The 20607-nt window shown below is 73.3% G+C and carries 16 protein-coding genes; 2 read left to right on the top strand and 14 right to left on the bottom strand.

The genetic code is table 11. From position 1 onward, the window contains the following. Positions 1-11: 11 nt before the first annotated feature. The 7 genes from ACIQ87_RS24095 to rsmI form a co-directional block, all read right to left on the bottom strand. Complete coding sequence (locus ACIQ87_RS24095) at positions 12-1838, bottom strand: ABC-F family ATP-binding cassette domain-containing protein (RefSeq protein ID WP_402409973.1); 1827 nt, start codon at positions 1836-1838, stop codon at positions 12-14. 246 nt (positions 1839-2084) lie between these two features. Continuing rightward, positions 2085-3002, bottom strand: coding sequence for a 4-(cytidine 5'-diphospho)-2-C-methyl-D-erythritol kinase (locus ACIQ87_RS24090; protein WP_402409971.1), 918 nt, complete (start codon positions 3000-3002; stop codon positions 2085-2087). After that, positions 2999-3907 carry a 16S rRNA (adenine(1518)-N(6)/adenine(1519)-N(6))-dimethyltransferase RsmA gene (gene rsmA / locus ACIQ87_RS24085; RefSeq protein ID WP_402409969.1) on the bottom strand — a complete coding sequence of 303 codons (909 nt, stop codon included), beginning with the start codon at positions 3905-3907 and terminating at the stop codon, positions 2999-3001. Before rsmA ends, ACIQ87_RS24090 begins: the two co-directional genes overlap by 4 nt. Positions 3908-4009: 102 nt before the next feature. After that, positions 4010-4888 (bottom strand): TatD family hydrolase, encoded by an 879-nt coding sequence (locus tag ACIQ87_RS24080; RefSeq protein WP_402409967.1) that lies wholly within the window; start codon positions 4886-4888, stop codon positions 4010-4012. A 1-nt stretch (position 4889) separates the two neighbouring features. Continuing rightward, positions 4890-6512 carry a methionine--tRNA ligase gene (gene metG / locus ACIQ87_RS24075; RefSeq protein WP_402409965.1) on the bottom strand — a complete coding sequence of 541 codons (1623 nt, stop codon included), beginning with the start codon at positions 6510-6512 and terminating at the stop codon, positions 4890-4892. A gap of 84 nt (positions 6513-6596) precedes the next feature. Continuing rightward, positions 6597-7022: a hypothetical protein gene (locus ACIQ87_RS24070; protein ID WP_402409963.1), complete on the bottom strand. Its 426-nt coding sequence runs from the start codon at positions 7020-7022 to the stop codon at positions 6597-6599. Positions 7023-7257: 235 nt separating this feature from the next. Next, on the bottom strand, positions 7258-8163 hold the full coding sequence (rsmI, locus tag ACIQ87_RS24065; RefSeq protein WP_402409961.1) for a 16S rRNA (cytidine(1402)-2'-O)-methyltransferase: 906 nt from the start codon (positions 8161-8163) through the stop codon (positions 7258-7260). Positions 8164-8260: 97 nt separating this feature from the next. Here rsmI and ACIQ87_RS24060 point away from each other — a divergent pair, with 97 nt between their 5' ends. Beyond that, positions 8261-10051 (top strand): dolichyl-phosphate-mannose--protein mannosyltransferase, encoded by a 1791-nt coding sequence (locus ACIQ87_RS24060; RefSeq protein ID WP_402409959.1) that lies wholly within the window; start codon positions 8261-8263, stop codon positions 10049-10051. A 187-nt stretch (positions 10052-10238) separates the two neighbouring features. After that, positions 10239-11996 carry a penicillin-binding transpeptidase domain-containing protein gene (locus ACIQ87_RS24055; protein ID WP_402409957.1) on the top strand — a complete coding sequence of 586 codons (1758 nt, stop codon included), beginning with the start codon at positions 10239-10241 and terminating at the stop codon, positions 11994-11996. 59 nt (positions 11997-12055) lie between these two features. Here ACIQ87_RS24055 and ACIQ87_RS24050 read toward each other — a convergent pair whose 3' ends face one another. The 7 genes from ACIQ87_RS24050 to ACIQ87_RS24020 form a co-directional block, all read right to left on the bottom strand. Beyond that, positions 12056-13492, bottom strand: a complete 1437-nt coding sequence (locus ACIQ87_RS24050) for a glycosyltransferase 87 family protein (RefSeq protein ID WP_402409955.1) — start codon at positions 13490-13492, stop codon at positions 12056-12058. Positions 13493-13619: 127 nt separating this feature from the next. Further along, a complete protein-coding gene (locus ACIQ87_RS24045) occupies positions 13620-15179 on the bottom strand; it encodes an amino acid permease (protein WP_402409953.1) in 1560 nt (519 codons plus the stop codon). A 178-nt stretch (positions 15180-15357) separates the two neighbouring features. Beyond that, entirely contained in the window at positions 15358-16866 is a 1509-nt protein-coding gene (locus ACIQ87_RS24040; RefSeq protein ID WP_402409952.1) for a penicillin-binding transpeptidase domain-containing protein, read from the bottom strand. Then, positions 16863-18218 carry an FtsW/RodA/SpoVE family cell cycle protein gene (locus tag ACIQ87_RS24035; RefSeq protein WP_402409950.1) on the bottom strand — a complete coding sequence of 452 codons (1356 nt, stop codon included), beginning with the start codon at positions 18216-18218 and terminating at the stop codon, positions 16863-16865. Before ACIQ87_RS24035 ends, ACIQ87_RS24040 begins: the two co-directional genes overlap by 4 nt. Positions 18219-18334: 116 nt before the next feature. Beyond that, positions 18335-18838 (bottom strand): DUF1269 domain-containing protein, encoded by a 504-nt coding sequence (locus ACIQ87_RS24030; protein WP_402409948.1) that lies wholly within the window; start codon positions 18836-18838, stop codon positions 18335-18337. Positions 18839-18991: 153 nt separating this feature from the next. Further along, the gene (locus ACIQ87_RS24025; protein ID WP_402409946.1) at positions 18992-19675 is read right to left on the bottom strand and encodes an ABC transporter; all 684 of its coding nucleotides are present in this window, start codon (positions 19673-19675) and stop codon (positions 18992-18994) included. Further along, on the bottom strand, positions 19675-20535 hold the full coding sequence (locus ACIQ87_RS24020; protein WP_402410040.1) for an ATP-binding cassette domain-containing protein: 861 nt from the start codon (positions 20533-20535) through the stop codon (positions 19675-19677). The genes ACIQ87_RS24025 and ACIQ87_RS24020 overlap by 1 nt, the downstream gene beginning before the upstream one ends. Positions 20536-20607 lie beyond the last annotated feature (72 nt).

Here is a 20607-nt window from a genome sequence, read left to right as displayed (position 1 = left end):
GGTGCCCCGGATCAGACCTGCTCGGCCAGCTCCAGCCAGCTCATCTCCAGCTCCTCCTTCTCCTCCCGGACCGCGCGCAGCTGCGTGTCCAGCTCCGCGACCTTGGAGAAGTCGGCGGCGTGCTCGGCGAGTTGGGCGTGCAGCTTGGACTCCTTCTCGTCCAGCTTGGCGATCTGCCGCTCCAGCTTCTGCATCTCCTTCTTCGCCGCCCGCAGGTCCCCGCCGGAGAGCCCGGCCGCGGCGGCGGCGGTCTCGGCCGGCGCGGCCGCGGCGGCCGAGGGAGCCGCGGCCTGAGCCGCGGCGGCCATCCGGGCCCGGCGCTCCAGGTACTCGTCGACGCCGTTCGGCAGCATCCGCATCTTCTTGTCGCCGAGCAGCGCGTGGACGGTGTCCGTGGTGCGCTCGATGAAGAAGCGGTCGTGGCTGATGACGATCATCGAGCCGGGCCAGCCGTCGAGCAGGTCCTCCAGCTGGTTGAGCGTCTCGATGTCCAGGTCGTTGGTGGGCTCGTCCAGGAAGAGCACGTTGGGCTCGTCCATCAGCAGCCGCAGCAGCTGGAGCCGGCGCCGCTCCCCACCGGACAGGTCGCCGACGGGCGTCCACTGCTTGTCCTTGCCGAAGCCGAACTGCTCGCACAGCTGGCCGGCGCTCATCTCCCGGCCCTTGCCGAGGTCGACCCGCGAGCGGACCTGCTCGACGGCCTGGAGCACCCGGGTCGCCGGGTCCAGCTCGGCGACCTCCTGCGACAGGTACGCCAGCCGGACCGTCTTGCCGACCTTGATGACGCCGGACGCCGGCTGGACGTCGCCCTCGCTCGTGTACGCGTCGCGCAGCGCGCGCAGCAGCGAGGTCTTGCCGGCACCGTTGACGCCGAGCAGGCCGATCCGGTCGCCGGGGCCGAGCTGCCAGGTGATGTTCTCCAGCAGCAGCTTCGGGCCGGCCTTGACCGTCACGCCCTCCAGGTCGAAGACCGTCTTCCCGAGCCGCGCGTTGGCGAACTTCATCAGCTCGGACTTGTCGCGCGTCTCCGGCACGTCCGCGATCAGGGCGTTGGCGGCCTCGATCCGGTAGCGCGGCTTGGAGGTGCGGGCGGGGGCGCCGCGGCGCAGCCAGGCCAGCTCCTTGCGGGCCATGTTCTGGCGCTTCTGCTCCTCGACGGCCTCGACCCGGGAGCGCTCGGCGCGGGCGAAGACGTAGTCGGAGTAGCCGCCCTCGTACTCGTGCACCTCGCCGTGCTGGACGTCCCACATCCGGGTGCAGACCTGGTCGAGGAACCAGCGGTCGTGGGTGACGCAGACCAGCGCGGAGCGGCGCTTCTGGAGGTGCTCGGCGAGCCAGTTGATGCCCTCGACGTCGAGGTGGTTGGTGGGCTCGTCGAGGATGATCAGGTCGGGCGAGCCGAGCAGCAGCTTGGCGAGGGCGATCCGGCGGCGCTCGCCACCGGAGAGCGGGCCGATGACGGTGTCCAGGCCGTCGGCGAACCCGGGCAGGTCGAGGCCGCCGAAGAGGCCCTCGATGATGTCGCGGATCCGGGCGTCGCCGAGCCACTCGTGGTCGGCCCGGTCGGCGATCACCTCGTGCCGGATGGTGGCCTCGGGGTCCAGCGAGTCGTGCTGGGTGAGGACGGCCATCTGGAGCCCGCCGGAGTGGGTGATCCGGCCGCCGTCGGGCTCCTCCAGCTTGGCGAGCATCCGGATGAGGGTGGTCTTGCCGTCGCCGTTGCGGCCGACGACGCCGATCCGGTCGCCCTCGCTGACGCCCAGGCTGACCGCGTCCAGCAGGGTGCGGGTGCCGTAGACCTTCGTGACGGACTCGATGGTGGCGAGGTTGACGGCCACGTGTGCTGCGCTCCTGGGTTCGGCGGTCGCGGGGCGGCCCGCCGCTCGACGGCCGGGTTCCCCTGTCGGGACACCCCGATCTCCCCAGCCTAATGGGCCCGCCGGAGCACCTTCACCGCGTCAGCCCGCCCGAGCCCGTCCGCCACGAGCCCGTCCGCCGCCTCGGCCCGCCACGAGCCCGCCCACCGCCTCGGCCCGCCACGAGCCCGCCCACCGCCTCGGCCCGCCACGAGCCCGCCCACCGCCTCAGCCCAGCAGGGACGCGCCCGGCACCGGCCCGTGCGTGGCGTGCGCCGTCCGGCAGGTGCCGGAGGCCCGCAGCGCCTCGGCCACCGCGGCGGCGGCCTCGGCGTCCTTGGCCAGGAACGCGCAGGTCGGCCCGGAGCCGGAGACGATCGCCCCGAGCGCGCCCGCCTCGGTGCCGGCCCGCAGGGTGGCGGCGAGCGCGGGGCGCAGCGAGAGCGCGGCGGGCTGGAGGTCGTTGGCGAGCGCGGCGGCCAGGGCGACGGTGTCGCCCTCGGCGAGCGCGGCGAGCAGCGCCGGATCGGCGTCCGGGGTGGGGACGTCGGTGTCGCTGGAGCCGGTGCCGGCCTCCTCGCGCAGCCGGTCGCACTCGCGGAACACGGCGGGGGTGGACAGGCCGCCCTCGGCGACCGCGAAGACCCAGTGGAAGGTGCCCTCGACGGCCAGCGGCTCCAGGATCTCACCCCGGCCGCGGCCGAGCGCGACGCCGCCGAGCAGGGCGAACGGCACGTCGGAGCCGAGTTCGGCGGCCAGCTCCAGCAGCACCGGCAGCGGGGTGTCCAGCTGCCAGAGCGCGTCGCAGGCGACCAGTGCCGCCGCTCCGTCGGCGCTGCCGCCGGCCATGCCGCCGGCCACCGGGATGGCCTTGGCGATGTGCAGGTGCACGCCGGGGTCGGCGATGCCGTGGTGGGCGGCGAGCAGCCGGGCGGCGCGGGCGGCGAGGTTGCTGTCGTCCAGCGGGACGACGGCGGCGTCCGGGCCGGAGCAGCTCAGCGTCACGCCCTCTCCGGGACCGGCCGTGACCTCGTCCCCGAGGGCGACGGCGAAGAAGACGTTGGCCAGGTCGTGGAAGCCGTCGGCGCGCAGCCCGCCGACCCCCAGCTGGACGTTGACCTTGGCCGGTACCCGTACGGTGATCACGCGGCGTCCTCGGCGGGCTTGTGTTCGGCGATCGCGGCGAACTGCTCCACCGTGAGCATCTCGCCGCGCAGCTTGTGGTCGATCCCGGCGGCCGCGAGCGCCTGCTCGGCCCGGACGGCGGAGCCGGCCCAGCCGGCCAGCGCGGCGCGCAGGGTCTTGCGCCGCTGGGCGAACGCGGCGTCGACCACCGCGAACACCTCCTCGCGGCTGGCAGTGGTCTTCGGCGGCTCGCGGCGGATCAGCGAGACCAGCCCGGAGTCGACGTTGGGGGCGGGCCAGAAGACGTTCCGCCCGATGGCGCCGGCCCGCTTCACGTCGGCGTACCAGTTGGCCTTGACCGACGGCACGCCGTACACCTTGTTGCCCGGCTTGGCGGCGAGCCGGTCGGCGACCTCGCTCTGCACCATCACCAGGGTCCGCTCGATGCTGGGGAAGGTCGCCAGCATGTGCAGCAGGACGGGCACCGCGACGTTGTACGGGAGGTTGGCGACCAGCGCGGTGGGCGCCGGCCCGGGCAGTTCGGTGACCTCCATGGCGTCGCTGAACACCAGGTCGAAGGCGTCCGCCTTGCCGGGCATCCGGGCCGCGACGGTGTCCGGCAGGTGCTGCGCCAGCACCGGGTCGATCTCGACCGCGGTGACGTGCCGCGCCACCTCGAGCAGCGCCAGCGTGAGCGAGCCGAGCCCGGGCCCGACCTCCACGACCGCGTCCTGCTCCGTCACGTCGGCGGCCCGGACGATCCGCCGCACGGTGTTGCCGTCGATGACGAAGTTCTGCCCGCGCTGCTTGGTCGGCTTCACGCCGAACGCGGCCGCCAGCTCCCGGATGTCGGCGCTGCCCAGCAAGGGGGTCCCCCCGGCCGGAGACTGGGGGCGGCTGTCAGGGGTGGGGTCGGTGCTGCTCACGCGCCAAGGATACGGGCGCCGGGGCCCTCGGAGTTCGACGGCCTCGGCGAGGTCGGTCTCCACCGGGAACGGCGCCGGGGCGCGGAGCCCGTCCGCCCCGGCTCAGTACCCGAAGGCCCGCGCCGTGTTCTCCGCGATGGCCGCGGACAGCTCGTCCTCGGCCAGGCCCAGGGTGGCGGCCATCGAGCGCACCGTGACCGGGATCAGGTACGGGGCGTTCGGGCGGCCGCGGTAGGGGTGCGGCGTGAGGAACGGGGCGTCGGTCTCGACCAGGATCCGGTCCGGCGGGGTGGCGAGCAGGGCGTCGCGCAGCGGCTGGTTGGCCTTGAAGGTGACCGGGCCGGCGAAGGAGAGGTACCAGCCGTGTTCGGCGCAGGTCTTCGCCATCTCCGCGTCGCCGGAGTAGCAGTGGAAGACGGTCCGCTCCGGGGCGCCCTCCTCCAGCAGGACGGCGATGACGTCCTCGTGGGCGTCCCGGTCGTGGATGACCAGGGCCTTGCCGTGCCGCTTGGCCATCTCGATGTGACGGCGGAACGACTCCTTCTGGATCTCCACGCCCTCCGGCCCGGTGCGGAAGTAGTCCAGGCCGGTCTCGCCGACCGCCAGCACCTGCGGCAGCGCGGCGAGCCGGTCGATCTCGGCGAGCGCCTCGTCGAGCGCCGCCCGGCCGCCCGCGACCCGCTGCTGCCCGGACCATCCGTCCGCGTCGCCGAGGAAGATCCTCGGCGCCTCGTTCGGGTGCAGGGCGACGGCCGCGTGCACCTGCTCGTACTGCGCCGCCAGTTCGGCGGCCCAGCGCGAGCCGGGCACGTCGCAGCCCACCTGGACCACCGTGGTGACCCCGACCGAGGCGGCCTTCGCGAGGCCCTCGGCCGGGGTGCCGGACTGCATGTCGAGGTGGGTGTGCGAGTCGGCCACCGCCACGGCCAGGGGTTCCGGCAGTGGCGGCGGGGTCGACCGGGCGTCGTCCTTGGCGGCCATGTCAGGCGGTCGGCTTCTCTTCGAGGCGCGGGAAGAGGATCTCGCCCTTGGTGACGGTGGCACCGGCGGGCAGCCGGCCCCAGTCGGCCACGGTGGCGACGGTCTGGGCGCTGAGCGCGCCGAGCCCGGCGGCCTCGGCGCCCAGCGAGACCCACAGCTTCTCGGCGGTGGACGGCATCACCGGGTTGAGCAGCACGGCAGTGGCGCGCAGCGACTCGGCGGCGGTGTAGAGGATGGTGGCGAGACGGGCCCGGCCCTCGGCCGAGTCGTCCTTGGCGACCTTCCAGGGCTCCTGCTCGGTGAGGTAGCCGTTGACCTGCTTGACGAACTCGAAGATCGCCGCGATGCCGCCGGCGAAGTCCAGCTCCTCGCCGATCTTCCGGTCGGCCGTCTCGGCGGCCCTGGTCAGCCCGTCCGCGACGGCCTGCTCGGCGTCGCCCGCCGCGGTGGCCTCCGGCAGCACCCCGTCGAAGTACTTGCCGACCATCGCGGCGACCCGGGAGGCCAGGTTGCCGAAGTCGTTGGCCAGCTCGGAGGTGTACCGGGCGGTGAAGTCCTCCCAGGAGAACGAGCCGTCGGTGCCGAACGGGATCGCCCGGAGGAAGTAGTACCGGTAGGCGTCCACGCCGAAGTGCGAGGTCAGGTCGGTGGGCGCGATGCCGGTCAGGTTGGACTTGGACATCTTCTCGCCGCCGACCATCAGCCAGCCGTTGGCCACGACCCGCTTGGGCAGCGGCAGCCCGGCGGCCATCAGCATGGCGGGCCAGATGACGGCGTGGAAGCGGAGGATGTCCTTGCCGACCAGGTGGACCGAGGCGGGCCACAGCTCGGCGAAGCGCTCCGGGTCGCTGCCGTAGCCGGCCGCGGTGATGTAGTTCTGCAGCGCGTCCACCCACACGTAGAGGACGTGCTTCTCGTCCCAGGGCAGCGGCACGCCCCAGTCGAAGGTGGAGCGGGAGATCGAGAGGTCCTTGAGGTCCTGCTCGACGAAGCGCAGCACCTCGTTGCGGGCCGAGGCGGGCTGGATGAAGTCCGGGTTCGCCGCGTAGAACTCCAGCAGCTGCGGGCCGTAGGCGGAGAGGCGGAAGAAGTAGTTCTCCTCCTCCAGCCACTCGACCGGCCGCTTGTGCACGGAGCAGAGCTTCTCGTCCGCGGTCGCGCCGTCGAGCAGCTCGGACGGGAGCTTGAACTCCTCGCAGCCGACGCAGTACGGGCCGGAGTAGCCGCCCTTGTAGATCTCGCCCTTGTCGAACAGGTCCTGGACGAACTCCTGCACCCGGGCGGTGTGCCGCTCCTCGGTGGTGCGGATGAAGTCGTCGTTGGCGATCTCCAGGTGCTCCCAGAGCGGCTTCCAGGCCTCTTCGACCAGCTTGTCGCACCACTCCTGCGGGGTGACGCCGTTCGCCTCGGCGGTCCGCATGATCTTCTGACCGTGCTCGTCGGTCCCGGTCAGGTACCACACCTTCTCGCCGCGCTGGCGGTGCCAGCGGGTGAGGACGTCGCCCGCCACGGTGGTGTACGCGTGGCCCAGGTGGGGGCGATCGTTGACGTAGTAGATCGGGGTGGAAACGTAGAACGCCGGGGCGTTCGCCCCGGTGGTGCTGTGGTCTGCAGTGGCCGCCATGGTCGGAAAGCTTAGTCGGGCGCGCGGACCGCCCTCGACCGAGTTGTTCCCCGGCCGGGGGCGGACCGTCCCGTCACCCCGGTGTCAGCCCAGGAGCCGCGACCAGAACCGGGCCCAGCGTCCGCGCGGCCGGACGGGCTCGGCCACCGGGGGCGTCCCGGCCGGCTCGGCGTGCGCCGGGTAGCCGGGGGCGTGCTGCCAGGGCTGGTCGGCGGAGGCGACCCGGCCCTCGCGCATGATCCGCACGGTGTGGCCGCCGCACCCCGGGCAGGTCGGCTTGAGCAGCGGGGACGGCACCCGGACGCCGTTGGCGTGGTACTCGAACACGACGTGGCCGTCCTTGGCCACGTGGTGCTCGATGTCGTACGCCTGCTCCCAGCCGTACGCGCAGCGCAGGCACGCGAAGGAGTAGGCCTCCCGTACGGTCTCGACGGGAGTGTGCGGCCGGCCGGCCAGACCGGCCGTGCTCAGTGCGCCGCCACTGCGGGGGCTACCGACAACATCGCTCATGGCCGTCTCCCAGCGCCCGCCGGACGCTCGTCCGGCTGGGTCTTTCCCTTCCAGGGAATGCCCGGACCACCTCGGCCGACGCCCCACTTGTGAAGACTTGGATGCGGGTTGGGGAGCCCTATACGAAGGGCCTCCCCGAGACCGGGAACCGCGACCGAAGCTTCAGCTCAACGGGTGTTTACCGGGGCCTTCTCTCCACGGTACGACTCCCCGTGAGCAACGCAACCCCCGGTGTTCACTCCTTTCCCCGAGCCCCTCCCGGGGACTTTCCCGGCGCCTTTCCGGGGGTGTTCTCCAGGCCCTCCTTCTTCGCCGCCACGACCGCGTCGAAGACCTCCCGCTTGGGCAGCGAGAGCTCCACCGCGACGGCCGCGATGGCCTCCTTGCGGCGCTCCCCGGCCTCCTCGCGGACGGCCACCAGCCGGGCCAGCTCGGCCGGGGTCAGCTCCTGGGGCGCGGCCGGCGGGGCGCCGGCGACCACGACGGTGATCTCGCCCTTGACACCGTCGGCGGCCCAGGTCGCCAACTCGCCGATCGGCCCGCGCTTGACCTCCTCGTAGGTCTTGGTGAGCTCGCGGCAGACGGCGGCCGGCCGCTGCGGCCCGAACGCCTCGGCCATCGCCGTCAGCGCCTCGGCGATCCGGTGCGGCGCCTCGAAGAACACCATGGTGCGCGGCTCGGCGGCGATCGAGGCGAGCTGCCGGGCCCGGTCGCCGCTCTTGCGCGGCAGGAAGCCCTCGAAGGTGAAGCGGTCCACCGGCAGGCCGGACAGCGCGAGCGCGGTGAGCACCGCCGAGGGCCCGGGCACCGCGGTGACCTTGACGTCGGCGGCCACGGCGGCGGCGACCAGCCGGTAGCCGGGGTCGGAGACGGAGGGCATGCCGGCGTCGGTGACCAGCAGCACCCGGGCGCCGCCGAGCAGCGCCTCGACCAGTTCGGGGGTGCGGCCGACCTCGTTGCCCTCGAAGTAGGAGACCACCCGCCCGGCCGGGGTCACCCCGAGTGCCTGGGTGAGCCGGCGCAGCCGGCGGGTGTCTTCGGCCGCGATCACGTCCGCCGTGGCCAGTTCGTCGACCAGTCGGGGCGGGGCGTCCGAGACGTCGCCGATGGGGGTGCCTGCGAGAACGAGTACTCCTGTCACGGTCCCCATCCTCGCAGCTGCCGCGCGCCCGGGGCTTTTGGTGACGATTCGGTCAGCTTCCGAGGGAGCGGACACACGTGCGAAGAGCGCCCCTACGATGTGGCGGATGAACGGCGACACGGCGGCGCAGACGCCCACTGGTACGGACCACTCCGCGTACGGCGGTGTCGGCCTGCCGTCCCCCCGTCCACCGCAGGACGGACCCGCCGGCTGGCGCGAGCGCCTGGCCCGGTACGGCTACACCGCCCGCCCCACCGCGCCCCTCACCGAACGCCTGGTGCCGCCGATGCCGGACGGCCCCCGGGTGACGCCCCGGGACGTGCCCCGGTCGCCGCTGCTGCTGCGGATGGGCGTCTCGCTGCCGCAGGGCCTGTGGGCCTTCCTCTGCCGCTGGGCCGGCTGGCTCGGGCCGATCGCGGTGGCGGTGTTCGCCGGCCTGCTGCGGTTCACGAACCTCGGACAGCCGCACGCGATCATCTTCGACGAGACGTACTACGCCAAGGACGCCTACGCGCTCTGGCACGGCGGCTACGAGATCAGCTGGCCGGAGGACGCCAACACCACGATCATGACGCCCGGCGCGGCCGTCCCGTACCGGGCGACGCCCTCGTACGTGGTGCACCCGCCGGTGGGCAAGTGGATCATCGGCGTGGGCGAGCAGCTGTTCGGCATGAACCCCTTCGGGTGGCGGTTCGCGGTGGCCCTGCTCGGCACCCTGTCGGTGCTGATGGTGGCCCGGATCGCCCGCCGGATGTTCCGCTCCACGCTGCTGGGCTGCGTGGCGGGCCTGCTGCTCTCGGTGGACGGCCTGCACCTGGTGCTCAGCCGGGCCGCCCTGCTCGACCTGGTGGTGATGTTCTGGACCCTCGCCGCCTTCGGCTTCCTGCTGCTGGACCGCGACCGCACCCGGGCGTTGCTGGCCGCGAGGCTGGGCGGGGTCGAGAACGCCGAGCTCGCCCAGCGGCTGAACCTGGGCTGGCGCCCGTACCGGATCGCGGCCGGCGTCTGCGTCGGCCTGACCTGCGCCACCAAGTGGAGCGGCCTGTACGTCGCGGCGGCCTTCGGCCTGCTGACCGTGCTCTGGGACGTCGGCGCCCGCCGCCTGGCCGGCGCCCCGCGCCCCTTCGTGGCGGTGCTCGCCCGGGACGTGGTGCCGGCCTTCGTCTCGGTCGTCGTGGTCTCGGTCGCCGTCTACATCGCCTCCTGGTGGGGCTGGTTCGCCAGCAGCACCGCCCCCGGGCAGGGCGGCTGGGGCCGCGACTGGGCGGTCGGCCGCTCCACCGACTTCCCGTGGATACCCGAGGCCCTGCGCGCGCTGTGGCACTACCACTCGACGGTCTACGACTTCCACGTCGGCCTGAGCGACCCGCACACCTACCAGTCCAACCCGTGGTCCTGGCTGGTGCTGGGCCGGCCGGTGTCCTTCTTCTACGAGTCCCCCAAGTACGGCCAGGCCGGCTGCACCGCCGCCGACTGCGCCCGCGAGGTGCTGGGCATCGGCACCCCGCTGCTGTGGTGGACGGGCGTCGTGGCGCTGGCCTACTGCCTGTGGCGCTGGGCGGCCCGGCGGGACTGGCGGGCCGGCGCGCTGCTCTGCGGCCTGGCCGCCGGCTACCTGCCCTGGTTCGCCTACCAGCAGCGGACGATCTTCCTCTTCTACGCGGTGGTCTTCGTCCCGTTCCTGGTGCTCGCGGTGACGATGCTGATCGGCGCCCTGATCGGCCCCGCCGGCGCCTCCCGGGACCGCCGGATCATCGGTTCCACCGCGGCCGGCCTGCTGATCCTGCTGATCGTCTGGAACTTCCTCTTCTTCTTCCCGCTGTTCACCGGGCAGACCGTCCCGCTGGAGGACTGGCGCCGGCGGATGTGGTTCAACAGCTGGATCTGACCGCCGGCCCGGCGAGCACCGGGTTCCCACGAATCGTCCGTATGCGGTGCACGGCACGTACCAGATCCGTCACAAGTGCCGGGCGATTCGCCGGCGCACCGATCCGCGCTGCCTAGGGTGGAGGGGTACCGCGTTTCCGGCCCCGGCCGGTTGCGCCCGGCCGCGAGACCCCTGGGGGACCTGCACCATGCGCAGTGGCGCGAAGATCGGCATCATCACCGGCGTGTCCATCGCCGTCCTCGCGGGCGGCGGCTACGGCGCGTACAGCCTGATGAGCGGCTCCGACAGCCCCGGCGGCAAGAAGCCGCGCACCGTGGTCGCCGAGCCGCCGTCGGCCGAGCAGGCGGCTGCCGGGATGAAGGACTTCCTGACGGCCTGGGCGGCCGGTGACATCGCCAAGGCGGCCTCGCTCACCGACGACCCGGCCGCGGCCACCACCGCCCTGACCGCGTTCAAGGACCAGGTCAAGCCGAGCGCGCTGACCCTCACCCCGTTCGGCCCGACCACCCAGCAGGTCTTCGCCGCCGCCACCGGCACCCCCGCCCCGGCCGCCAAGCCGTCCGCCTCGGCCTCTGCGACGCCGGGTGCCGGCACGCCGGGCGCCGGCGACTCGCCGTCCGCCACGCCCGGGCCCACCGGCACGCTGATGTCGTACAAGGCGCGCGCCGAGTTCGCGGGCACCAACCGGGCCTGGGACTACCAGGGCTTCCTCAGCGTCGTGAAGATGAGCGACAACACCCCGGCCGTGCACTGGGCGCCGTCGGTGATCCACCCGCACCTGTCCGGCAACGAGACCATCTCCGTCCAGCCGGTCTTCGCCCCGCCGTCCACCGTGGTGGACCGCAACGGCAAGCCGATCCAGGGCGCCTCGCTCACCACGACGCTGATGACCACCCTCCAGGACAACGCCAACAAGCTGCTGCCGCCGGACCCGGCCAAGGACCAGGACGCGGGCACCGCGGTGGTGATCACCGACCCGGCCGGCAAGGGCGCCGTGGACAAGCTGTTCACCATCGTCGAGCCGAAGCCCGGCAAGCCGTTCAAGGTGACCATCGACAACACCCTCCAGGCCGCCGCCGAGAAGGCGATGACGGACCTGGCCGGCAAGCCCGGCTCCGTCGTGGCGATCGAGCCGAGCACCGGCCAGGTGCTGGCCTTCGCCAACTCGCCGGCCACCGGCCAGAACCGGGCCTTCCTCGGGCTGCTCGCGCCGGGCTCGACGATGAAGATCGTCACCTCGGCGGCACTGCTGGAGTCCGGGGTCAACCCGGACACCGTGGTCGCCTGCCCGGAGAAGAGCAGCAACCCGCACGCGATCCCGAACTCGTTCCCGGGCGCCTTCCCGACCAACACGCTCCAGCAGGACTTCATGATGTCCTGCAACACCGCCTTCATCGACCAGGGCCTGACCAGCCTCAAGCCCGAGACGCTGTCCGGCACGGCCAAGGACGTGTTCGGCATCGGCTTGGAGTGGAAGACCGGCCTGCCGAACACCGACGGCAAGGTGCCGCCGACTCCGGGCAGCAAGGACGAGCAGGCCATGAACTACATCGGCCAGGGCAAGGTCCAGATGAACCCGCTGGCCATCGCCTCGGTCACCGCCACCGTGCAGAGCGGCGAGTTCAGGCAGCCGATCCTGGTCGCCGAGCTGCCGCAGCAGAAGGCCGCCCGCCCGCTCTCCCCGGACGTGGACGCCAAGCTGAAGGCGATGATGGCGGCCACCGCCACCGGCGGCACCGCCAGGGACGTGATGGCCGGCATCACCGACAACGCGGGCGCCAAGACCGGCTCCGCCGAGGTCGCCGGGGTCGACGTCACCAACAGCTGGTTCACCGCCTACCGCGGCAACCTCGCGGTGGCCTCCGAGGTGCAGGGCGGCGGCCACGGCGTGGACGCGGCCGGCCCGGCCGTCGCCTCCATCCTGAAGGCCGCCGGCGGTCGCTGAGGCCCCCGACGAGCGACGAGCCCGCCCGGCCCGGAGGCCCGGCGGGCTCGTCCCGTTCCCTACCGGCGCGGCAGGACGGGCTGCCGCCTTTCGCGTATCCGGGCGGCGGTCGGCAGCGGGGGCCGTCCGCTCCAGCGCCCGGCCGCCAGCCGGGGCCAGATCACCAGCACCGCCGGCAGCGCCAGGTACCCGAACCGCCCGGCCGGGGCCAGCATGAAGGCGATGGCGAGCCCGGCGGCCAGCAGGTCGGCCGCCGCGATCGCGGAGACCGGCGGTCGGGCCAGCAGCCAGATCGCCACCCCGACCAGGGCCACGGTCATCAGCGCCAGCGAGATCGCGTGCCCGGTGGGCCCGAAACCGGCCAGCACCTTGCCGGGCAGCGGGCTGCCCGCCGGGGTGCGGATCGCCGTCATCCCGAGCGGGAAGCGCACCACCTGTTCGCGCAGCGCGTCCGCCTGGGTCAGCGCGGAGGGCAGGATCACCAGCGCGCTCACCCCGACCCCGATCAGCGCGGTCCTGGCCGCGGGCCGCCGGCCGTACAGCCGCCAGAGCAGCAGGACGGCGACGGGCAGCGCGGGCCAGGCCGTCCACTTGAGGGTGCAGGCGAGGGCGAGCACCAGCCCGGCGCCGACCGTGCGGTCCCGCTCGGCGAGCGCCATGGCCAGGCAGCAGACCCCGATCAGCGGCAGGTCCACCCCGCCGACCGCCAGGGCGAGCGCGATCAGCGGCGAGGCGGTGAGGACGGCCAGCGGAAGCAGCGGCGCGCGCGGGTCGCCGCCGCCGGGCCGGGTGGGCCGCAGCAGCCGCCAGGCGCCCAGCAGGCAGGCGAAGAAGGTCAGCGCGAACCAGATCCGGGCGTCCCCGGCGACCCTCGCGAAGGCGGTGGAGTCGCCGAGCAGCTGGCGCGGCATCCCGAACAGGGACATCGCCGGCAGGTACGGGTTGTAGTCGGTGACCACCACCGGGTGCGGCAGGTACGCGGTGCCGGTGGTGAGCAGCAGGTGGGCCGAGCGTTCGACCACCATCACCTCGGACTGGTGGCGGCCGTGCAGGGCGAGCAGTCCGAGCGGGACGAGGACGGCCCCGACGAGGGCCACCGAGGCGGCGGCACGGGCCGCGAAGCGGCGCGGCAGGGTCAGGCAGAGCAGTCCGGCCAGGAGGTAGGCGGGCGCCGCGATCAGGCCCCACACCCGCTGGTTGTCCAGGTCGGAGACGAGCGGGAAGGCGGCGGCCCAGCCGGCCGCGACCAGGCAGCCGAGCAGTTGGGCGGTCCGCGTCGAGACGAGCGCGGCGAGCCCGGCGGTGTTCGGCCGGTCGGGCGTGGGCGGAAAGGTGCTCTCGCCGCGCTGTCGGGGGAAGGGGCGGACGGAGAAGCCGCGCGGCGGTCGTCCGGGTCTGGACGACGACTCGATCGCGCAGGTCTGCGCCGGCGTTCTGCGGCGGCCGGTGAAGCGGCCGCGCGGGCGGGAGTGGCCGGGCGTGCGGGTGCTCACCATGGTGGAAGGTTATGGGTGGGAGCCGGGCCGTGTCGCCATGGCGTCGGACACCGGACGGGGATGGCGTGAAAAGGGCCGCCGGACGCCTCGGCGGTCGACGGCCCTTCACACGGGGTTCGTCCGCGGGTCAGCCGGCGCTGCTGTCCGAGGAGACGGCCTGCGGCTCGGCCGGCTCCAGCCGGGAGTGCTTGATGCTGTAGCCGAAGTAGACGACCACGGCGACGGCGAGGGCGATCGCGCCGGCCCGGAAGGTGTCGGCGTGCAGGCCGGTGATCAGGTAGATGCAGAAGCCGACGCTGATCAGCGGGACGACCGGGTAGCCGGGCACCTTGAAGCCGCGCGGCAGGTCGGGCTGGGTGCGCCGCAGCACGATCACACCGATCGAGACCACCGAGAAGGCGATGAGCGTCCCCAGGCTGGTGATGTCGGCCAGGACCCGCAGCGGGATGAACGCGGCCAGCGCGCCCACGCCGAGGCCCACCACGAGGGTGTTCCACACCGGGGTGCCGCTGCGCGGGGAGAGCTCGGCGAAGCGCCTGGGCAGCATGCCGTCGCGGCCCATCGAGTACAGGATGCGGGTCTGGCCGTAGATCACCACGAGGGTGATGCTGAAGATCGAGACGATCGCGCCGAACGCGAAGACCATCGCGGGCCAGCTCTGGCCGGTGATGTCCTGGAGGATCTGGGCGAGGCCGGCCTCCTGGCCGTCGAACTTGGTCCACGACTGGGCGCCGATGCCGGCCACGGCGACCAGGATGTAGAGCAGGGTCACCACGACCAGCGAGATGATGATCGCCAGCGGCAGGGTGCGGCGCGGGTTCTTGACCTCCTCACCGGCGGTGGACACGGCGTCCAGGCCGATGAAGGAGAAGAAGATGCTGGACGCGGCGACCTGCACACCGCCGATGCCGAGCGGCATGAACGGGGTCAGGTTGCCGGAGTGGAAGCCGGTGAGCGCCACGCAGATGAACATCAGCAGGATCGCGATCTTGATCGCGACCATCACCGCGTTGACCTTGACCGACTCGCTCACGCCGCGGATCAGCAGGAAGCAGACCATGGCGACCAGCAGCAGCGCCGGCAGGTTGAACCAGTGGGTGCTGTCCGGCGCGCCGGACAGCTGCTCGGGGATCTTGAACCCGAAGGCCAGGTCGAAGAACTTGTTCAGGTACTCGGCCCAGGTCACCGCGATGGCGGAGGCGGAGACGCCGTACTCCATCAGCAGGCAGATGCCGACGCCGAAGGCGACGCCCTCACCGAGGGTGGCGTAGGCGTAGGAGTACGAGGAGCCGGAGACCGGGATCGCGGAGGCCATCTCGGCGTAGCAGAGCGCGGTGAGGCCGGCGGTGACCGCGGCGATCACGAACGACAGGATGACGGCCGGGCCGGCCGAGGGCACCGCGGTGTTCAGCACGAAGAAGATGCCGGTGCCGATGGTGGCGCCGATGCCGATCGACGACAGCTGCCACAGGCCGATCGAGCGGCGCAGGTGGATGCCGGAGCGCCCGCCCTCCTCGGGCGCGCCGGCCGGGAGGGAGTCCTTGCCTTCGGTCTCGGCGATCAGTGTCGAGACGGGCTTGCGTCGCAGCAGACGCGCACCAAGAGTGTTGCTGGCCAAAACTGCGGTCCTTCTGGGCGGGGGAGGGTGTCCTAGCGTCTGGTCACCCGACATGCCACGGGGTGCCATCGGGGACCAACCGAACAAAGATGGGACAGTCCACGGCGAAAGCACCAGTGTCGCAAACGAACAGTACCAACCCGCGCATTGTCCGAATCGGCGCATATCGATGTACAAACCGGACACTTCGTAAACGGCACATCCTCTGTCGGACCGTTAAAGCAGCAGCTCAACACCCCTGCCGGGGTCATCGGCCGAGCACCGCGCGCATCACCGACCGGGCGATCGGCGCGGCCAGCGCACCACCCGTCACGTCGGTGGCGTCACTGTCCGCGACCACCACGGCCACCGCCACCGGTGGCACCGCGTCCGAACCGGCCGGAGCGGCCCAGGCGATGAACCAGGCGTACGGCGTGCCGCTGTTGCCCACCCCGTGCTGGGCCGTCCCGGTCTTGCCGCCGACCACCGCCCCGGCGATCCGGGCGCTGCCGCCGGTGCCCTTCTCCACCACGTCGGTCATCAGCCCGCGCACCTGCGCGGCCACCGCCGGCGTCGTCGCCCGCTTGTAGACGGACGGCCGCATCAGCTGCACCGTGGTGCCGTCGCTCCTGGTCAGCCTGTCCACGAGCTGTGGACGCATCACCGTCCCGTCGTTGGCGATCCCGGCGGCGACCATCGCCATCGTCAACGGGGTGGCCGCCGTGTCGAACTGCCCGATCGAGGAGAGCGCCAGCTGCGCGTCGTCCATCCGGGTGTCGAAGTTCGACCGGGCCGCGCGCACCGGGACGTCCAGCTTCGCGTCGTTGAAGCCGAAGTCCCCGGCGATCGCGGCCATCCGGTCCAGCCCGACCCGCACCCCCAGGTAGCCCAGCACGCTGTTGCAGCTGGCGGTCATCGCCTCGGCCAGCGACAGGCCCGCCCGGTCGCACACCGGGGTGTCGTTGACCAGCGGCGTGGTCGTACCGGGCAGCACGTACGGGTACGGCGCGTCGGTCGGCGCGTTCGGGTCGGTGACCACCCCGTCGGCCAGCGCGGCCGCGGCGGTGACCACCTTGAAGGTCGAGCCCGGCGGGTAGGTCTGACGCAGCGCCCGGTTGAGCATCGGCTCGTCCGCGTCGGCCTGCAGCCGGTTCCAGGCCGCCTGGTCGTCGGCGCCGTACCCGGCGAAGGCGCCCGGGTCGTAGGAGGGCGTGCTGGCCAGCGCCAGGATCCGCCCGGTGGCCGGCTCGATCGCGGCGACCGCGCCCTTCTGGTCGCCGAGCCCGCGCATCGCGGCCTGCTGGGCGGCCCGGTTCAGCGTGGTGTACACGTCCCCGCCGGGGTTCTGCCGGCGGGAGACGGCGTCCCAGACCGACCAGCCCGCCAGCCGGCCGTCGGTGCCGGTCAGCACGTCGTCCTCGGTCGCCTCCAGCTGGGTGGTGCCGTACGCCTGCGAGGCGAAGCCGGTGACCGCCGCGTAGGTCGGGCCGTCGGTGTAGCCGCGCTTGTACGCGTACCGGCCACCGGTCGGCTCGGAGCCGGTGACCGGCTCCGAGCCGACCATGATGTCGCCGCGCGGCTGGGCGTAGCGCTCGATGGTGCGCCGCTGGTTGGCGCTGTTGTGGTCGAGCTCCTTCGCCTGGAACACCTGCACCCGGGTGGCCTGCGCGCACAGCGCCGCGATCAGCAGCAGGCAGAAGGTGCCCGCCCGGCGACCGGTCACGGAGATGCCGGGCAGCCCCTGCGGGCCGTTGCCCCCGGGCCGCGCGCGTGTCATCGGACCTCCTCCGGAGCGGGCCGCCGGGCGGTGTCGCTCATGCGTACGAGCAGCGCGACGATGATCCAGTTGGTGACCACCGAGGAGCCGCCCTGGGCGATGAACGGCATGGTCATCCCGGTCAGCGGGATCAGCGCGAGCACCCCGCCCGCCACCACGAACACCTGGAGCCCGACGATCGCGGCCAGCCCGATCGCCAGCAGCCGCCCGAACGGGTCGCGCAGCGCGATGCCGGTCCTGAAGCCCCGCGAGACCAGCACCGCGTACAGCAGGAACACCGCGATCAGCCCGGTGAGCCCGAGCTCCTCGCCGATGGTGGCGAGGATGAAGTCCGACTTGGCGGCGAAGCCGATCAGCACCGAGTGCCCGTTGCCGAGCCCGGTGCCCAGCTCGCCGCCCCAGGCGAAGGCGAACAGCGACTGGGCGATCTGGTTGGCGCCCCGGCCCGCCGCGATCGAGCCCAGCGGGTCCAGCCAGTCCGTGACCCGGCTGTGCACGTGCGGCGAGAGCCAGCCCACCGCCACCGCCCCGACGGCGGCCAGGCCCAGGCCGATGGCGATCCAGCCGGTGCGCGCGGTGGCCACGTAGAGCATCACCACGAACAGGCCGAAGAACAGCAGCGAGGTGCCGAGGTCGGTCTCCAGCACCAGGACGCCGACGAACGCCGCCCAGATCAGCAGCACCGGCCCGAGCACCCGCCCGGGCGGCAGCTGCAGGCGCCACACCCGCCGGCCGGTGAGCGCCAGCGCGTCCCGGTGCACCGCCAGGTAGGCGGCGAAGAAGACGGCCAGCAGGATCTTGGCGAACTCCCCCGGCTGGAAGGAGAGCGGCCCGATCACGATCCAGATCCGGGAGCCGTACACCGGCGGGAAGAAGATCGGCAGCACCAGCAGGACCAGCGCCAGCAGCGCCCCGATGTAGGCGTACCGCTGCAGCCGGCGGTGGTCGCGCACCAGCAGCACCACCGCGATGAACAGCGCCACCCCCAGGGCCGACCAGAGCAGCTGGGTGGAGGCGGCACCGGCGCGCCCCGGCGTGGCGCGGTCCAGCCGGTAGATCACCACCAGCCCGATCCCGTTCAGCAGCACCGCGATCGGCAGCAGCAGCGGGTCCGCGTACCGGGCCCGCCACCGGACCACGCCGTGCGCCGCCAGGGCGAGCACACCGAGCGCGGCACCGTACTCGGCCGCGTCGGCCGGCACGTGGCCGTCCAGGTTGACGCCGACCTCGACGTAGCCGTAGACGGCGATCAGGACGGCGCCGACCACCAGGACGAGCTCGGTGGTGCGCCTGGTCGGCACCGGCCGGCTCGGCCCGGCGGCGGATCTCGGCACGGCGGAGGGTGTCGCCACGGACCGTCCTGGGATGGGGAAGGACCCGGTGCCGCCGGCCGGGGGGACGCCGACCGGGGCGGACCGGCGGCGGGGCGGGTCCGCCCCGGGGGGGAGCGGCGGTCAGACGGGGAGGGTCAGACGGAGGCCTGGGCCCGCGAGGCCTCGACGGTCGCCTTCAGCTCGGCCTCGGCTTCGGCCGACAGCGAGGTCTGGATGATCTGCCCGCCGAAACGGGCCAGCGCCGGGACCACCTTGTCGGCGGTCGCCTTGCGCACCAGCAGGAAGACGGCGGCGGTGCCGGGCTGGAGGTGCTCGCCGACCTGGCGCATGAAGTCGTCGTCCACCCCGATGTCGGTGGAGGCGCCGACCGCGGCCCCGGTCGCACCGCCGACCGCCGCGCCCACCAGGGGCATGAAGAACAGCAGGCCGATGACCCCGCCCCAGAGCGCGCCGCCGGCGGCGCCCGCCCCGGTCGTGCTGACCTGCTGGTGCAGCTTGATCCGGCCGTCCGCGCGACGCTCGACGACGACCGCGTCCTCCAGCTCGATCAGCTTCTGCTTCTGGAGCCCGATCGCCTCGCTGCGCACCGCCTGGGCGGTGGCGAGGTCCGGGTAGGCGATCGCGAAGAGGTTGCTCACTGCGGGGTCCTTCCAGGGTGTCGGACAGGCCGGGGAGGGGCGCCCGTGTGGTGGCACCATGTCCCGATTCCGCACCCTAACGAGTGTTATCCATATTTATCGGCTCTTCGGTGCGGTGTGTCCGCCATTGCCGGAATCACCCGGCACGCCCGCTCACTCCGGCCGCCGCCCGGCCAGTGCCGCCACCCCCGCGCCGACCGCGGCCAGCAGCACGACGGCGGCCGCCAGGCTCGGCCACGGCACGGCGATCCGTCCGGTCCGGGCCGCCGACACCAGCCCGCGCACCGCCGCGTTGGCGGGCGAGTACGGCACCACCAGCAGCAGCGTGGCCAGCGCCAGCGCCGTCGGGATGCCGTACTGCGCCCGGCCCAGCACCGGACGGTTCGCCAGCGCCCCGGCCAGCACCCCCAGCAGCGCGCAGACCGCCGAGGCCACCAGCCCGGCCGACACCGCCACCCCGGCCCCCGGCTCCCGCTCCGCCCCGGCGTTGGCCACCGACCCGCTGGTCCACCACACCGCCGCCACCTGACCGGCCGCCAGCACCAGCGACACCGTCAGCGCCGCCAGCAGCGCCCCCAGGTGGACCCGGACCGGGCCCGCCGCCGCCACCAGGCAGGCCCGCGAGGCCGGCGGCTCCGCGTTCAGCACGCTGCGCACGTACCAGGCGCTCACCGGCAGCAGCACCCCCGCGCCGAAGCCGAGGCCGCCGAGCAGCGGGTCGCCCGCCGCGACCCCGACCACCAGCAGCAGCGCGTACGCCAGGAACGGCGGCAGCCAGGCGTGCGAGCGCAGCAGCAGCTCCAGGTGGTACCGGGTCAGCGAACCGATCCGCGCCATCACCGCTCCCCCGCCCCGGGCTCCTCGCGCCGCCGCACCGAGAGCACCCGGACGGCCGGGCGGCCCAGCAGCAGCCGGCGCAGCAGCGCGTCCGAGTGCGCGGCCGGGACCGCCAGCCGCACCGCCGTCCCGGCCAGCGCGGTGACCTCCGGCGCCCCCGGCAGCAGCGGCGGCAGCGGGGCGCCGTCCTCGACGTCCACCTCGACCTCCATCACCGGGCCCTGCGGCCCCTGCTCCCCCGCCCCGTCCTCGACGGGCCGCAGCGCGCCGTCCGTGCCGACCCGGTACGCGGCGCTGGTCAGTCCGGCCAGCCGGGCCGGGTCGTGGTCGACGAACAGCACCGTGCCGCCCGCCGCCGCCCGCTCGGCGGCGGCCTCGTCCAGCACCGCCCTGGCCTCCGGGTCCAGCCCGGTCCAGGCCTCGTCCAGCAGCAGCACCCGCGCCTCGGGCAGCAGCGCCTGGGCGACCGCGACCTTCTGGCAGGTGCCCTTCGACAGCCGGCTCAGCGGCGTGCCCGCCCGGTCCGCGACACCGAAGCGGTCCAGCCACTCCTGCGCCCGCCGCCGCGCCCGCTCCGCCGACAGCCCGTGCACCCGGCCGACCCGCAGCAGGTAGGAGACGGCGTCGAAGGGCAGCGCCGGCGGGAAGCGCTCGGGCACGTAGGCCGTCGGCCCGGGCCGCACCACCCGCCCCGTGCTCGGCCGCTCGATCCCGGCGACCAGCCGCAGCAGCGTCGACTTTCCGCTCCCGTTCCGCCCGGCGATCCGCACCAACTCGCCCGGCCCGACCGCCAGATCGACCCCGCGCAGGATCCACCGATCCCGCCGCCCGTACCGCTTGCCGACCGCCGTCAGCTCCATCACGCCCCCGTCCCCACCCGTTGTGTACGGAAGGCTATCCATCGGCGGTAAAGCCGGCGTGAGCTAATTCCC

This window comes from Kitasatospora sp. NPDC096204 (assembly GCF_044763205.1).
Taxonomy (GTDB): Bacteria; Actinomycetota; Actinomycetes; order Streptomycetales; family Streptomycetaceae; genus Kitasatospora.
Note: the sequence above shows the minus strand (reverse complement) of the source record. Positions and strands in the feature narration are given on the sequence as shown.